This window comes from Staphylococcus sp. HMSC62B09 (assembly GCF_001839115.1).
Taxonomy (GTDB): domain Bacteria; phylum Bacillota; class Bacilli; order Staphylococcales; family Staphylococcaceae; genus Staphylococcus; species Staphylococcus haemolyticus.
On the sequence record NZ_KV840134.1, the window covers coordinates 1 to 15,312 of the forward strand.

The 15,312-nt window shown below is 31.4% G+C and carries 15 protein-coding genes; 13 read left to right on the forward strand and 2 right to left on the reverse strand.

The window, feature by feature from the left end:
- Positions 1-84: 84 nt before the first annotated feature.
- Positions 85-333 (reverse strand): ferredoxin, encoded by a 249-nt coding sequence (locus tag HMPREF3265_RS05935; RefSeq protein ID WP_002449743.1) that lies wholly within the window; start codon positions 331-333, stop codon positions 85-87.
- A gap of 109 nt (positions 334-442) precedes the next feature.
- Between HMPREF3265_RS05935 and HMPREF3265_RS05940 the strand changes: the two genes are divergently transcribed.
- The 4 genes from HMPREF3265_RS05940 (at position 443) to ypdA (ending at position 5,692) form a co-directional block, all read left to right on the forward strand.
- Entirely contained in the window at positions 443-1,396 is a 954-nt protein-coding gene (locus tag HMPREF3265_RS05940; protein WP_070442929.1) for a YpbB family protein, read from the forward strand.
- Positions 1,389-2,768, forward strand: a complete 1,380-nt coding sequence (locus tag HMPREF3265_RS05945; protein WP_070861144.1) for a RecQ family ATP-dependent DNA helicase — start codon at positions 1,389-1,391, stop codon at positions 2,766-2,768. The genes HMPREF3265_RS05940 and HMPREF3265_RS05945 overlap by 8 nt, the downstream gene beginning before the upstream one ends.
- 143 nt (positions 2,769-2,911) lie before the next feature.
- Positions 2,912-4,543 (forward strand): elastin-binding protein EbpS, encoded by a 1,632-nt coding sequence (gene ebpS, locus HMPREF3265_RS05950; protein WP_256323920.1) that lies wholly within the window; start codon positions 2,912-2,914, stop codon positions 4,541-4,543.
- 162 nt (positions 4,544-4,705) lie between these two features.
- Positions 4,706-5,692 (forward strand): bacillithiol disulfide reductase YpdA, encoded by a 987-nt coding sequence (ypdA, locus tag HMPREF3265_RS05955; RefSeq protein WP_037537045.1) that lies wholly within the window; start codon positions 4,706-4,708, stop codon positions 5,690-5,692.
- Between the two features lie 177 nt (positions 5,693-5,869).
- Here ypdA and HMPREF3265_RS05960 read toward each other — a convergent pair whose 3' ends face one another.
- Positions 5,870-6,844 carry an asparaginase gene (locus tag HMPREF3265_RS05960; RefSeq protein WP_070861146.1) on the reverse strand — a complete coding sequence of 325 codons (975 nt, stop codon included), beginning with the start codon at positions 6,842-6,844 and terminating at the stop codon, positions 5,870-5,872.
- A 75-nt stretch (positions 6,845-6,919) separates the two neighbouring features.
- Between HMPREF3265_RS05960 and cmk the strand changes: the two genes are divergently transcribed.
- The 9 genes from cmk (at position 6,920) to ndk (ending at position 15,132) form a co-directional block, all read left to right on the forward strand.
- Complete coding sequence (gene cmk / locus HMPREF3265_RS05965) at positions 6,920-7,576, forward strand: (d)CMP kinase (RefSeq protein WP_011275729.1); 657 nt, start codon at positions 6,920-6,922, stop codon at positions 7,574-7,576.
- Between the two features lie 311 nt (positions 7,577-7,887).
- Positions 7,888-9,066, forward strand: coding sequence for a 30S ribosomal protein S1 (gene rpsA / locus HMPREF3265_RS05970; protein ID WP_070861147.1), 1,179 nt, complete (start codon positions 7,888-7,890; stop codon positions 9,064-9,066).
- Between the two features lie 224 nt (positions 9,067-9,290).
- A complete protein-coding gene (gene der / locus HMPREF3265_RS05975) occupies positions 9,291-10,601 on the forward strand; it encodes a ribosome biogenesis GTPase Der (protein WP_053026656.1) in 1,311 nt (436 codons plus the stop codon).
- A 15-nt stretch (positions 10,602-10,616) separates the two neighbouring features.
- Complete coding sequence (locus HMPREF3265_RS05980) at positions 10,617-11,615, forward strand: NAD(P)H-dependent glycerol-3-phosphate dehydrogenase (RefSeq protein WP_070861148.1); 999 nt, start codon at positions 10,617-10,619, stop codon at positions 11,613-11,615.
- Positions 11,616-11,783: 168 nt separating this feature from the next.
- On the forward strand, positions 11,784-12,056 hold the full coding sequence (locus HMPREF3265_RS05985; RefSeq protein WP_011275733.1) for an HU family DNA-binding protein: 273 nt from the start codon (positions 11,784-11,786) through the stop codon (positions 12,054-12,056).
- Positions 12,057-12,266: 210 nt separating this feature from the next.
- Positions 12,267-12,854: a heptaprenyl diphosphate synthase component 1 gene (locus HMPREF3265_RS05990; protein ID WP_070861149.1), complete on the forward strand. Its 588-nt coding sequence runs from the start codon at positions 12,267-12,269 to the stop codon at positions 12,852-12,854.
- Positions 12,847-13,566: a demethylmenaquinone methyltransferase gene (locus tag HMPREF3265_RS05995; protein WP_070442953.1), complete on the forward strand. Its 720-nt coding sequence runs from the start codon at positions 12,847-12,849 to the stop codon at positions 13,564-13,566. Before HMPREF3265_RS05990 ends, HMPREF3265_RS05995 begins: the two co-directional genes overlap by 8 nt.
- 12 nt (positions 13,567-13,578) lie before the next feature.
- The gene (locus tag HMPREF3265_RS06000; protein ID WP_011275739.1) at positions 13,579-14,535 is read left to right on the forward strand and encodes a polyprenyl synthetase family protein; all 957 of its coding nucleotides are present in this window, start codon (positions 13,579-13,581) and stop codon (positions 14,533-14,535) included.
- A 147-nt stretch (positions 14,536-14,682) separates the two neighbouring features.
- The gene (ndk, locus tag HMPREF3265_RS06005) at positions 14,683-15,132 is read left to right on the forward strand and encodes a nucleoside-diphosphate kinase (RefSeq protein ID WP_037537054.1); all 450 of its coding nucleotides are present in this window, start codon (positions 14,683-14,685) and stop codon (positions 15,130-15,132) included.
- The last annotated feature ends 180 nt before the right edge of the window (positions 15,133-15,312 follow it).

Consider the following 15,312-nt stretch of genomic DNA (forward strand, 5'->3'; position numbering starts at 1 on the left):
TTTTAGTCATCAGTCCAATTTATTATAGAGCCCTAATTATTCAACATTAGGAGGTTTCATTATTAATTCACTCACAATATGTGACTATTCAAATTTAAGAGCATCACCATCAAATGGTTCTTCTTCAATCTTAATTGAATCAGTCGGACAACCTTCAAGCGCATCTTCCATATCTTCATATAATTCTTCTGGTACTTCTGCAGTACCTTGATTATCATCAAGAATTACGAAAGCAATACCTTCGTCGTCATAATCGTAAATGTCAGGTGCAGCAGCACCACATGCTCCACAAGCAATACATGTATCCATATCAACGATTGTATACTTTGCCAAATTCTTCGCCTCCTTTGATAAAAATGCTACACTAGTATAACAAATGTTAAATAACACTTCGATTAATTTATTTACTATTCTATTAGTTATATAAAGTGAGGATTCATTAATGCACTCAATTATTACCTATGCATCAAATCATTCATTCGATTATAAAACCAATAAAAGTATTTATAATATTTTGAATGGAAAAAAATCACATCAAACATTTTTTGATGCTTGTTCCCAACAACTTTTATCATTATATCATAGTTTACCTAAATTAAAATATCCGTCTTTTGAGCGATTTTTAGACACCTATAATAATCAAAATACTGACATTACAATACATCCAAGATATACATACGATAGTATGATTCAAACTTTTAGTTGCATTCAATTACTAATACAAACTATAACTCATTTTAAAAACAACCACTTAAACTTTATACCAATTACACAACAAATAACTGTTCAAAGTAGAGTGAAACAAATCTATTCAAAAATACTGGAACAAAATTTAGTTGATGATTTTGAAAAAGAAATCGAACAGCTCTTTCATTTTATTGATGAAAAATGTAGTAACAACTGTTTAATCCATTATTATCTACAAGGTTATGAAGAACCTATGTATACGCGACAGCAGGTTTCTTTAATAGAAGATATACCTGTAACTAAGTTATTTGAACTTGAACTCAATAATTTAGTGCAAATGATGTTTGCATTAGAAAACGATAAACAATTTCCTATATTAACTCAAACAATCATATTACCGACTTTGTTAAATAAAACGACAATTACGTATCATCAATTACTCAAAGGTCTTTCTATGGATGAGGCTGCAGTGACCCAAAATGTTAAAATTAACACAATCGAAGATCACGTTCTTGAATTATTTATAAAAGGATATTTTTCAGAATACCAAACCTTTGTTAATGGCCCACAAACAAGTGAATTTATAGCATTTTATTATCAAAACAGAGGACATAGATTAAAATTATATAAAGAAGAATTTGATCAATTATCTTATTTTCAAATTAAATTGTTAATAGTCGGTATTGAGAGAGGTGAATTGAGTGCTTGAAGAAAAATTGAGAGAATGGTTCGGATTCTCATCATTTAATCCTGGTCAAAAAGAAATAATCGAAAGTGTAGTTAGTAAGAAAGATACCCTAGGTATTCTTCCTACGGGGAGTGGTAAAAGCTTATGTTACCAAATGCCAACCTATATAAAAGGAAAGCCAACATTAATAATATCTCCGTTAATCTCTCTTATGGATGACCAAGTGATGCAATTGAAAGCTCAAGGTGAGAAATTTGTTACTTCTATTCATTCAGGCATGGATGAAAATGAAAAACAACAAAATATAAATTCATTACACAAAAGTCGCTTTGTTTTTTTAAGTCCAGAATTTATTTTACAAACACAAAACTTTAAATTAATTAGGAAAATTGACTTCGGATTAATTGTACTTGATGAGGCACATTGTTTATCTGAATGGGGTTATGATTTCCGACCTCATTATGCATTAATAGGTAAGATAACATCTCATTATAAAAATGCATCAATACTGGCTTTAACAGCTACAGCACCACCTCATTTAGAAAACGACTTGAATCTTATCTTATCTAGGAAATTAAACGTAATTAAGACTTCTATGAATCGGGAGAATATATCTTTTTCTCATCTTAACTTTGAAAATGATGGTGCTAAAATTAAGTGGCTATTAAACTTTTTAGAACAATCCGGTCCAACTATTATTTATGTTTCATCTAAAAAGGTCTGTTTAGAATTAGCCAATATGATATACGACCATGGTTATTTAACCGGTATTTATCATGGTGATTTATCTTATCAAGAACGACATACTGTACAAAATCAATTTATGGAGAACTTTATACCCGTTATCGTGGCTACTAGTGCTTTTGGCATGGGCGTTAATAAAAAAGACATTAGAACAGTCATCCATTTTCATTTATCAACAAGTCCTTCAAATTACTTACAAGAAATTGGTAGAGCCGGGAGAGATAATTTACAAAGCCAAGCGATTAGTCTATATCAGCCAGACGATAGCTATATATTAGAGACATTATTGTTTAGTGATGCGATAACTACTGAAGACATCGATGCTTTTGATATAGGTGCTTTTTTACCTCCTCAAAAGCAAGAAATACTAACCATATTGAGTCAAAGATATTCATCCAACGTACTCAAAACAATTTTTGACAATTCATTAATTCGAAAAAAATTAGGTTATCAAAGAATGATCGGTTATACATCCCTAGATAAATGTAGACGTCGTTATTTATTAGAATTTTTTGGTGATAATCCAACTCAACCTCAGCAATGTTGTGATATAGATTCTAATTTGATGCCTATAAAAGTTACCAATAGAAAAAAAGTTAAAAGAAAATTAAGTTATACTGAAAAGTTAAAATATTTATTTAAAGTATAGTTGCTTTTCTTTACTAAATTTATTTTAAGAGGATATAATTATAATACTTAAAGTTTTTCAAGAAATATTTAAATACTATACATATTTCACGCTTTGTGGGGTATATGGTATGTGATATTTAAATAATTATTTAAGAGAGGATGATGACCGTGTCTAAAAATAATTTTAGAGATGATTTCGAAAAAAATCGTCAGTCTATTAATTCTGATGATCAATTCGAAGATAATACAAACGAGTTTGATGAAAATTCAAATGAGTCCAATGATTTTGATAATCAATCAGACCAACAATTCCCACCTAGAAACGCACAAAGACGTCAAAGAAGACGTAACCAAGCTACTAATAAAAACAGAAAATTTGATAATCAAAGTTCTGATTCAAATGCTAATGGTTCACTTGATAATCGACACGATGAAGACTCTTTCAATGAGTTACAACACAATCAGCAAGAAGAGCATCTAGATAACGAGCCAATACATAAGGATGACAAACGTTCTTTTGATAGAGACTTTAATGATGATGCTTCACGTAGAAATAATCGTCATGAAGCATCAAATAGAAAATATGATAAAGACTATGATAATGATAGTTTGAATGATGAGGATCGTCATCGTCGTAATCATGAAGAAAGTATCGATGAGCGTCAAGATAATCGAAATCACAAAGATCAACAAAACAAAAAGTCTCGACATGGCAAAGACGCTGAAATAGCTGGAGGTTCCGCAGTCGCTGGAGCTGCTGGTGCTAAAGCTGCAAAAGACAAACGTAAAAAAGATGCACATCATGACTCAAAATATAACGAACATAAAGATGATCGTGGTTTAAATAACGATAATCAATATGATCAAAACAGAAAACATGATAAAGACCTTCATGACGAGCATCTTGACGCCAAAGATAACCATTCTAAAGAAGAACCCAAAAAAGGTAATAAAGGTAAAAAAGCAGCAGTTGGTGCCGGTGCAGCTGGTGCGGCTGGCGCAGCTGGAGTAGCAGCTGCAAAACATAAAAAAGACCATAAAAATAATAATCATAACCATAAAGATAATCATAGCCATAACAGTGATCATCAAGACGATCATAGAAATCATAAACATGACGAGGGTAATGATGGATTCCAAGCTCACAATGGTAAAAAGAAACGTGGTCTAGCAGGTATTTTACTTCCACTTATCGCTTTATTACTTATTCTAGCTGCACTTGCTATCTTTATTGGAATGTATTTAAACAACGATAAAAAAGATAGCAACCAAGCAAATAACAAAACAGAACAAACTGCTAACAAAGATAACAACAAAGATAGTAAAGACAAAGCTAGTAATGATAGCGACAAAGACAAAGCAAGCAGTGACAAAGATAAAGACAAAGCAACTAATGATGACGACTCAAATGACAAAGCTACAACAGACAATGAATCATCTAGTAATTCAAGTGATGATAATAGTAGCACTTCAGATAATAGTACTTCATCAAATTCATCTGATAACGTTTCATCATCAGATAATATTGGTAGTAATTCAAATAGTGACAATAACAATGGTAACTCTCAAGCTACTTCAAACAGTAGCAGTCAAAGTAACAGTAATAATAATCAATCAAATAGTTCTAATTCAGGACAACAAACTCACGTAGTATCAGGTAATGAAAACTTATACCGTATCGCTATTCAATACTACGGAGAAGGTACTGTTGAAAATGTAAATAAACTTAAACAAGCTAATGGCTTATCAAGTAATAATATTTCTAACGGTCAAAAATTAATAATCCCACAATAACTTAATCATCATTCTAAAGAGACTGAAACAAAATTGTTTCAGTCTTTTTTTGTTTCAATGCACATATAATTTTAATTTTATATAAATATTGTGAGTGCTATTCTATTTAGAAATAGCGAAACAACTGCTATAATATATGGGTGATTAAAGGAGGCCAATGACATGCAAAGCATAGAAAGTATTATTATCGGCGGAGGCCCATGCGGTTTAAGTGCTGCTATTGAACAAAAAAGAAAGGGTATTGATACATTAGTCATCGAAAAAGGGAATGTTGTAGATGCTATATATAAATATCCAACACACCAAACATTTTTCTCATCTAGTGATAAATTAAGTATCGGTGATATTCCTTTTATAGTCGAAGAAAGTAAACCCCGACGCAATCAAGCACTAGTATATTATAGAGAAGTTGTTAAACATCATCAGTTAAATGTTCATGCATTTGAAGAAGTACTCACTGTTAAAAAAATTGACAATAAGTTCACTATAACAACTACTAAAGATGTTTATGAGTGTAAATTTTTAACTGTTGCAACCGGTTATTATGGTCAACATAATAAGTTAGAGGTTAAAGGGGCAGAACTTCCTAAAGTACAACATTATTTTAAAGAAGCACACCCGTTTTTTAATTTAGATGTTACTGTCATAGGTGGTAAAAATTCTGCTGTTGACGCTGCATTAGAATTAGAAAAAGCAGGTGCAAATGTAACTGTACTATACAGAGGTGATCGATATTCAGCTGCCATTAAACCATGGATATTGCCAAATTTTGAATCATTAGTTAATCATGAAAAAATCACTATGGAGTTCAATGCGAACGTTACTGAAATAACAGAGAATAGCGTGATTTATGAAAAGAACGGTAAAGTTACAGAGATACCTAATGATCATGTATTTGCAATGATAGGGTATCACCCTGATTACGATTTCTTAGAATCTATTGGAATTGAAATTAATACAAATGAATATGGAACTGCTCCAGTTCATAATAAAGAAACTTTTGAGACAAATGTTGAGAATTGCTATATTGCTGGCGTAATTGCTGCAGGTAATGATAATAATGCAATCTTTATTGAAAATGGTAAATATCATGGCGGGATTATTACTCAGAGTATTTTAAGTAAAAAGCAAACACCTCTTGAAAGTTAAGGACAGAAGTATAAAACAGCAGTATAGTTAATAAGAGCTGAGAACGACGCAACATTAGTGTCTTCTCAGCTCTTATCATCCTTATGAAAATAAATTAATATGATACCAAAAGATTATTAAGTAGTAACTTCTCAAGCAAATCAAATTAAATCACATTATTTTTCTAAAATCTTGTAATTAATTTTGCTTTTCAAAATAATTTTTTAATTCTACAATATTGAGTTGATTACTTAGGCCAATTAGTAACTTAAGTCTTGCTTTAGGACCATTTAATCCATTTGAAAATATTAAACCATTATTCGCTAATTGAAAGCCACCACCTTCATAGGCATAAACTGGACTTACAATCCCATTAAAAGATCTAGAAACTAACACAATAGGTATATTATTATTTAAACAAGATTGGACACCTTTCAAGCAACTTGGAGGTAAATTTCCTTGCCCTAAAGCTTCAATGACGATACCATCTACGTTTTGTTGCGCATAAAAATTAAATATGTCACTTTCCATACCCATATAAGCTTTTATCAATGGTACTTTCAACTGATAATTTATTATTTCAAATGACTGTTGTTTATAAGGTTGATTATAGAATTGAACATTATCTTTAGTTAATATTCCTAATGGTCCTTGATTTGGACTTTGGAAGGTATTGATGTTAGAAGTATGCGTCTTCGTTACATTTCTAGCAGTATGTATTTCATCATTGAATACGACCATAACGCCTTTGTAATTTGCATCACTAGAAGAGGCTACACGAATTGATGAAATGAAATTATATAATCCATCGGAACCAATCTCATTAGAAGATCTCATTGCACCAGTTATAACAACAGGACATCTAATGTCTAATAATAAATCTAAAAGGTATGCAGTCTCTTCAAGAGTATCAGTACCATGTGTAACTACAAAACCATCATATTTATCTGTCTCATTAGCTTCAATAATTATATTTCTCAACTTCTCGACATTTTGAATTGTTATATGAGGAGACGGAATGTTAAATGGATGAATTTCATCAACATCAGCGTATTGGCCAATAATGTCTCTATGAAGAGATATTGGATTCACATCATTTGTTACTACCTGACTAAATTGGTTTTGGGACATACTAATTGTGCCACCAGTATGTATAACTAATAATCTTTTCATTTCGTTCCTCCTATTTTTAATTTACATATTTATGATAAAATAATACAAATAAAACAACAAGGAAGGATAAATAATATGGACTTAATAAATATTGCCTTGGATGGTCCTGCAGCTGCAGGTAAAAGTACTATTGCACGACAAGTAGCTAGTAAATTGTCTATGATTTACGTTGATACAGGTGCAATGTACCGTGCGATTACTTATAAATATCTTCAAAATGATAAACCAGAGGATTTTAAAACACTCGTTAATCAAACGACGTTGGAATTAACCTATGACAAAAGTAAAGGACAACGAATTTTATTAGATAATCAAGACGTCACTGATTTTTTAAGAGAAAATGATGTAACTCAAAATGTATCTTATGTTGCTTCTAAAGAACCTGTTAGAACATTTGCAGTTGAAAAGCAGAAAGATCTAGCAGCTAAAAAAGGAATTGTTATGGATGGCCGAGATATTGGCACAGTAGTATTACCAGATGCAGAATTAAAAGTGTTCATGATCGCTTCAGTTGAAGAAAGAGCTGAAAGACGTCAAAAAGAAAACGAACAAAGAGGTATCCCATCAACACTATCGCAATTAAAAAAAGAAATAGAAGAAAGAGATCATTACGATATGAATCGGGACATTTCACCTTTAAAAAAAGCTGATGACGCCGTCACAGTGGATACAACTGGTAAAACGATTGAAGAAGTAACTGAAGAAATAATGACTTTGGTTAACAATATTTAAATAAATAATGACAGCTATTTAGAGTGATTCGTACTTAACTAAGTTTAAAGTGCGAATTATTTTAAATAGCTATTTTTATTCTATATAATAAAAAGTGGTAACTATTAAGCACTTTTTTAATCGTATAACATACATTTAGTTCGTATAAAAATTTTAAATTTTCAAAAGTTATAAATCAGTTAAATTTTCATTTTATAATTTTAATAATTGATAATTTTTTTAAGAACTTATGAAACTAAAGGGGAATTTCTTGACAATTCTACTGGTTTATAAGATGTTATATGTATGTAGTGTATAAGGAGGCAAACAAGATGACTGAAGAATTCAATGAATCAATGATTAATGATATTAAAGAAGGTGACAAAGTCACTGGTGAGGTTCAACAAGTTGAAGACAAACAAGTCGTAGTTCATATTAATGGTGGCAAATTCAATGGAATCATTCCAATTAGCCAGCTTTCAACTCATCATATTGAGAACCCAAGTGAGGTAGTTAAACAAGGTGATGAAATTGAAGCATATGTTACTAAAATCGAAGTTGATGAAGAAAATGACTCAGGTGCGTATATTCTTTCAAAACGTCAACTTGAAACTGAAAAATCATATGAGTATTTACAAGAAAAACTTGATAATGACGAAATAATTGAGGCTAAAGTTACAGAAGTAGTTAAAGGTGGCCTGGTTGTAGATGTAGGTCAACGCGGTTTTGTACCAGCTTCACTAATTTCAACTGATTTCATTGAAGATTTCTCTGTATTCGATGGACAAACTATTCGCATTAAAGTAGAAGAATTAGATCCTGAAAATAATAGAGTCATTTTAAGCCGTAAAGCAGTAGAGCAAGCTGAAAATGATGTAAAAAAAGCTTCTTTATTAGAATCACTTAATGCTGGTGATGTTATTAAAGGTAAAGTCGCTCGTCTAACTAACTTTGGTGCTTTTGTTGATATCGGTGGCGTAGATGGTTTAGTCCACGTTTCTGAATTATCTCATGAACATGTTGATTCTCCAGAAGATGTAGTTTCTGTAGGTCAAGAGGTAGATGTAAAAGTTAAGTCTGTAGAAAAAGATGCTGAACGTATTTCACTTTCTATCAAAGATACTTTACCTACACCATTTGAAAGCATTAAAGGACAATTTCATGAAGATGATGTTATTGAAGGTAAAGTTGTGCGTTTAGCTAACTTCGGTGCTTTCGTTGAAATTGCTCCAGGTGTTCAAGGTTTAGTTCATATTTCAGAAATTGCTCATGAACATATTGGCACACCAGGTGAAAAACTTGAGCCAGGACAACAAGTTAATGCTAAAATTTTAGGTATAGATGAAGAAAATGAACGTATCTCACTTTCAATTAAAGCTACATTACCTAAAGAGGACGTTGTTGAGAGCGATGATGCTACAACTCAATCTTATTTAAGTAATGATTCAAATGAAGACAATCCAACATTAGGTGATGTCTTTGGCGATAAATTTAAAGACTTAAAATTTTAATCTCAAGTTATTATACAAACTCATTCCCAATTAAAGTTTAAGACTTTAATTGGGAATTTTCATTTTCTCACAATTTAATGGATCATAATGGTAATTAAATTATGAAATGTAGCGAGATTTATTGTTTTAAAAACCATATTTTTGCTTAACTTACATACTTTGTTTGAAATAAGATGGTCATATGATAAAATTATAGAGATTTTAGAAAGAGAGGAAGTTAGCTTATGACGAAACCTATTGTAGCTATTGTAGGTAGGCCTAATGTAGGGAAATCTACAATATTTAATAGAGTAGTAGGTGAACGTGTTTCAATTGTCGAAGACACACCTGGTGTTACACGTGATAGAATTTATTCATCAGGCGAATGGTTAACACATGAATTTAATATTATTGATACTGGTGGAATAGAAATTGGAGATGCTCCATTTCAAACCCAAATAAGAGCACAAGCTGAAATCGCAATTGATGAAGCAGATGTCATTATCTTTATGGTGAACGTTCGAGAAGGTTTAACCCAAAGTGATGAAATGGTTGCACAGATGCTATATAAATCTAAAAAACCTGTTGTATTGGCCGTTAATAAAGTAGATAACCTTGAAATGAGAAATGACATTTTTGACTTTTACTCATTAGGTTTTGGAGATCCATATCCAATATCAGGATCACACGGCTTAGGTTTAGGGGATTTATTAGATGAGGTAGTTAAGCACTTTAATGAAGAAACTGAAGATCCATATGATGAAGATACTATAAGACTCTCAATAATTGGTCGTCCTAATGTAGGAAAATCTAGTTTAGTAAATGCAATTCTTGGTGAAGAACGCGTTATTGTATCAAATGTTGCAGGAACCACTAGAGACGCTGTTGATACTGAATACAGTTTTGATGGACAAGATTATGTTTTAATAGATACAGCAGGTATGCGTAAAAAAGGGAAAGTATATGAATCAACTGAAAAATATTCAGTACTACGTGCACTTAAAGCAATTGAACGATCTAATGTAGTCTTGATTGTAATCGATGCTGAGGAAGGTATAATCGAGCAAGATAAACGTGTTGCAGGATATGCTCACGAAGAAGGTAAAGCAGTTGTCATTGTAGTGAATAAATGGGACACAGTTGACAAAGATAGTAACACAATGAAGAAATTTGCTGATGATGTCAGAAATCAGTTCCAATTTTTAGATTATGCTCAAATTGCTTTTGTTTCTGCTAAGGAAGGCACTCGTTTACGCACGTTATTCCCATATATTAATGAAGCAAGCGAAAACCATAAAAAACGTGTTCAAAGTTCTACTTTAAATGAAGTTGTCACTGACGCTATATCTATGAATCCTACGCCAACAGATAAAGGCCGTCGTTTAAATGTATTCTATACTACACAAGTAGCTATCGAGCCTCCAACATTTGTTGTATTCGTTAATGATGTCGAACTAATGCATTTTTCTTACAAACGTTACCTTGAAAATCAAATCCGTCATGCATTTGGTTTTGAAGGAACACCTATTCACATCATTCCAAGAAGAAGAAACTAAGAAGGAGATAAAACTATGACTAAAATTACTGTTTTTGGTATGGGAAGTTTTGGTACTGCATTAGCTAATGTATTAGCTGAAAATGGACATACTGTTTTAATGTGGGGAAAAAATGAAGATAGTGTGAAAGAATTAAATGATCACCATCAAAATAAACGCTATCTAAAAGATGTCGTTTTAAATAGTAGTATTAAAGCAACTAGTGATATTAAAGAAGCCGTGAATTTTACTGATATATATTTAATGGCTCTACCAACTAAAGCAATGCGCGAAGTTACAAGTGAAATTGATAATTTAATTGATACTAAGAAAACTTTTATACATGTTGCAAAAGGGATAGAAAATGATACATTCAAACGTGTTTCAGAAATGATTGAAGATTCAATTTCAGAAGAACACAATGGTGGAATCGGTGTTTTATCAGGTCCTAGTCACGCAGAAGAAGTAGTGATTAAACAACCAACTACAGTCGCCGCATCATCAAAAGATGAAAAAGTTAGCAAATTGATTCAAGATTTATTTATGAATGATTATCTACGTGTATACACTAATAATGATTTAGTCGGTGTTGAACTAGGAGGAGCATTAAAAAATATCATTGCAGTTGCAAGTGGTATTGTAGCCGGCATGGGCTATGGTGATAATGCTAAAGCTGCTTTAATGACACGAGGTTTAGCCGAAATAAGCAGATTAGGTGAAAAATTAGGTGCTGATCCAATGACATTTTTAGGTCTTGGTGGTATTGGAGATTTAATTGTTACTTGTACATCAACGCATTCACGTAATTACACTTTAGGATTTAAATTAGGACAAGGCCAAACGATGGATGAAGCTTTAAATGAAATGAATATGGTAGTAGAAGGGATTTATACTACTAATTCTGTATACCATTTAGCTAAACAACAAAATGTTGATATGCCTATAACTAATGCACTTTACAAGGTTTTATTCGAAGATAATCCGGTTAAAGACAGTGTTAAACATTTAATGGGAAGAGATAAAAAATCTGAATAAAGTGTAATATTACTCGTTATCAAAAATTTTTCGCAGACTTGTACATAAAATACTGATATTTCAGTGTTTTAAGTGCATAAATTATTGCGGTAACATTAATTGTTGTGTTAAAGTCATAGCATAATGATATAAAGATATCATTATCATTCATCTGGAGGTGAACTCGTAATGAATAAAACTGATTTAATTAATGCAGTTGCAGAACAAGCTGATTTAACTAAAAAAGAAGCTGGTTCAGCTGTAGATGCTGTTTTCGAATCAATCCAACAATCACTTTCTAAAGGTGAAAAAGTTCAATTAATTGGTTTCGGAAACTTTGAGGTTCGTGAACGTGCTGCACGTAAAGGACGTAACCCTCAAACAGGTAAAGAAATTGAAATTCCTGCAAGTAAAGTTCCAGCATTTAAAGCTGGTAAAGCATTAAAAGATGCTGTTAAATAATTTACTTAAAAGCCCTATAAAGGGCTTTTTTTTATACATAAATCATTTTAGAGAATTAATGCATATAATTTATTACTATATTATGTATGTTGTTATTCCGTAATAGCTTTTCAATTCAATAAATAAAGTAATTGTAACGTTAAGTCGCTATATTTTATTTTTATTCATATAATGTTAAGATGTATAGTGATAATAACGTGAGGTGTGAACATGGAAAGAACTATAAGCAAATTAAATAGACAAATTAATCAAAAGCTTAAGGGAATTCATGACTATGAAGCTATTAACATAAACTCTAGATTGGGTGAATTATTAGATTGTTATGATATTCCTGAGAATGCTAAACTTGCTTGCCTCACTATCGATACTTCAATGAAACATCTTGATGAAATTACTCAAAATCAAAAGTCAAAGAAATCTATTTTGATTGGTGATTTGCTAAGTGCTCATTTTTATACGTTGTTAGCTGAAATAAATGATCCAACTTTTCAATTAGCAATGAGTAAAGCAATTGTTAAATCTAATGAATTAAAATCATCTTTACATCATCAAGTAATAGAAACTGAAGATATCTATGATGCAATTATTGAAATAGAAACAATCTTCCCATATATAACTTTGTCTCATTTCAGTAAAGAAAAAGTAGCCCCTTTAAATTTGTATCAAAAATTAATTCCTGAGGTTGATGATTACTATCCATCTTACCTTAAAATGTATCAAGCCGCTGATGTACATCAGTTTTTAAAAGATATCAATCAAAGTTATATAGAGAAAAGTAGAGGTAATATTAATGACTGAAAATAATGCAAAAAAAGAACAAGTTCATACAGTCTTTCAAAATATTTCAAGTAAATATGATCGTTTAAATAACATAATTAGTTTCGAACAACACAAAGTATGGCGTAAACATGTAATGAAAGATATGCAAGTTAAAGTTGGTAGTAAAGCACTTGATGTTTGTTGTGGTACTGCTGATTGGACAATAGCCTTAAGTAAAGCAGTTGGTGCTCATGGTGAGGTGACGGGTTTAGACTTTAGTGAAAACATGTTAGAAGTTGGTAAAGAAAAAACCAAACATATGAACAATATTCATTTAGTACATGGCGATGCAATGAATTTACCGTTTGAAGATAATTCATTTGATTATGTAACTATTGGTTTCGGTCTACGTAACGTACCTGATTATTTAGTTGCATTAAAAGAAATGAACAGAGTCTTAAAGCCAGGCGGAATGATTGTTTGTCTTGAAACAAGTCAACCAACAATGCCTGTGTTTAAACAAGTTTATAAATTGTACTTTAAATTTGTAATGCCAGTATTTGGTAAATTATTTGCCAAATCAAAAGAAGAATATGAATGGTTACAACAATCTACGTTCGATTTTCCAGATAAGGATAAGTTAAAACAATTGTTTGAACATGCTGGCTTTAATAAAATTAAAATTCGTAGCTTTACAGGTGGCGTTGCTGCAATGCATCTAGGCTATAAACAAAAAAGTTCGACTAAATAAAAGGTGATTAACGTGGCAAAGTTAAACATGAATAGCGAGATAAAAAATGTAGAAAAACGCCTTCAAAAAGCTATTGAAAGCAATGATCCAATATTACGTGAAGCCTCATCACATTTGCTTTCTTCAGGAGGTAAAAGAGTTAGACCGGCATTTGTTATATTAAGTAGTCAATTCGGTCCACAAAAGAAAACAGAAGACACGTATCGCGTCGCAGTTGCATTAGAGTTAATTCATATGGCAACGCTCGTTCATGATGATGTTATAGATAAGAGTGACAAACGACGTGGACGATTAACCATAGTAAAAAAATGGGATGTTACTACTGCAATACTAACTGGAAACTTTCTACTAGCATTAGGACTCGAACATTTATCTGAAATTCGTGACAATCGAATTCATCACATAATTTCAAATTCAATTGTAAATGTAGGACTTGGTGAGTTATTCCAATTTCAAGATCAATTTAATAGCGAACAAAGTATTACTAACTATCTGAGACGTATCAATAGAAAAACAGCTTTATTAATTCAGCTAGCAACTGAAGTAGGAGCAATTACTTCAGAAGCTAATGATGAAACCATTCGAAAACTTAAAATGATAGGTCATTATATTGGTATGAGTTTCCAAATAGTAGATGATATTTTGGATTTTACTAGCACTGAAAAGAAACTTGGCAAACCAGTTGGTAGCGATTTAATGAATGGACATATAACGTTACCAGTTTTACTTGAAATGAAAAAAGATACGTCATTTAAGAAAAAAATTGCTGCTCTAAATCATCAATCTGAATCTCAAGAGTTTAAACCTCTAATTGAACAGATTAGAAATTCTTATAGTATTAAAGAATCAAAAGCAATTAGTGACAAATATTTAGCTAAGGCGCTTAAGTTAATTGATGAACTTGATGAACCCAATGCTCAAAGTCTTTTTATTAAATTAATAAAGAAAATGGGATCACGTAGTGTTTAGAACGAAAAAATATTGAAAGCGCTTTAACAACCTGTTACTATTGAATAGTAGCAGGTTGTTTGTTACACAATATTACTATACATAAATAAACATTTATATTTTAAGTCTTAAATTAATCAGACTTAATTCACAGGGGGATCAATTACGATGGAAAGAACTTTCTTAATGATTAAACCAGATGCAGTACAACGTAATTTAGTGGGAGAAATTATTTCACGTATTGAAAGAAAAGGGTTAAAACTTGTCGGTGCTAAATTAATGACAGTTCCTCAATCTCTAGCTGAAGAACACTATTCCGAACATACTGACAAGCCATTCTATGGTAAATTAATTTCATTTATTACTTCAGCACCTGTTTTTGCAATGGTTGTCGAAGGTGAAGACGCTGTAGATGTATCAAGACATATTATAGGTAAAACAAATCCTTCTGAAGCTACGCCAGGTTCTATAAGAGGAGATTTAGGTTTAACAGTAGGAAGAAACGTAATTCATGGTTCTGATTCAGTTGAATCAGCACAAAGAGAGATTAATTTATGGTTCAAAGAAGAGGAATTAAGTAGCTACGAAGCACCTAGAGATACTTGGTTATATGAATAGTAAATTGAAATATTTTATTAAGCGTTTACAATTCAAATTGACTTTAGTTGATTGAAATAAGTAATTTCTTAAATTAAGCATATATTCAACATTTTAAAGGTAGGACAATGAATTCAAAATGAATTCTGTCCTACCTTCTTTGTTAATTTGAATATTAAATCACTAATCTATCATTTGATA

What these genes read in the sequence shown, in the direction of transcription:
- ebpS (WP_256323920.1), top strand. Translation starts at nt 2,912, where the DNA reads ATGACCGTGTCTAAAAATAATTTTAGAGATGATTTCGAAAAAAATCGT.
- HMPREF3265_RS05980 (WP_070861148.1), top strand. Translation starts at nt 10,617, where the DNA reads ATGACTAAAATTACTGTTTTTGGTATGGGAAGTTTTGGTACTGCATTA.
- HMPREF3265_RS05995 (WP_070442953.1), top strand. Translation starts at nt 12,847, where the DNA reads ATGACTGAAAATAATGCAAAAAAAGAACAAGTTCATACAGTCTTTCAA.
- HMPREF3265_RS05940 (WP_070442929.1), top strand. Translation starts at nt 443, where the DNA reads ATGCACTCAATTATTACCTATGCATCAAATCATTCATTCGATTATAAA.
- ypdA (WP_037537045.1), top strand. Translation starts at nt 4,706, where the DNA reads ATGCAAAGCATAGAAAGTATTATTATCGGCGGAGGCCCATGCGGTTTA.
- HMPREF3265_RS05985 (WP_011275733.1), top strand. Translation starts at nt 11,784, where the DNA reads ATGAATAAAACTGATTTAATTAATGCAGTTGCAGAACAAGCTGATTTA.
- ndk (WP_037537054.1), top strand. Translation starts at nt 14,683, where the DNA reads ATGGAAAGAACTTTCTTAATGATTAAACCAGATGCAGTACAACGTAAT.
- rpsA (WP_070861147.1), top strand. Translation starts at nt 7,888, where the DNA reads ATGACTGAAGAATTCAATGAATCAATGATTAATGATATTAAAGAAGGT.
- HMPREF3265_RS05960 (WP_070861146.1), bottom strand. Translation starts at nt 6,844, where the DNA reads ATGAAAAGATTATTAGTTATACATACTGGTGGCACAATTAGTATGTCC.
- HMPREF3265_RS05990 (WP_070861149.1), top strand. Translation starts at nt 12,267, where the DNA reads ATGGAAAGAACTATAAGCAAATTAAATAGACAAATTAATCAAAAGCTT.
- der (WP_053026656.1), top strand. Translation starts at nt 9,291, where the DNA reads ATGACGAAACCTATTGTAGCTATTGTAGGTAGGCCTAATGTAGGGAAA.
- cmk (WP_011275729.1), top strand. Translation starts at nt 6,920, where the DNA reads ATGGACTTAATAAATATTGCCTTGGATGGTCCTGCAGCTGCAGGTAAA.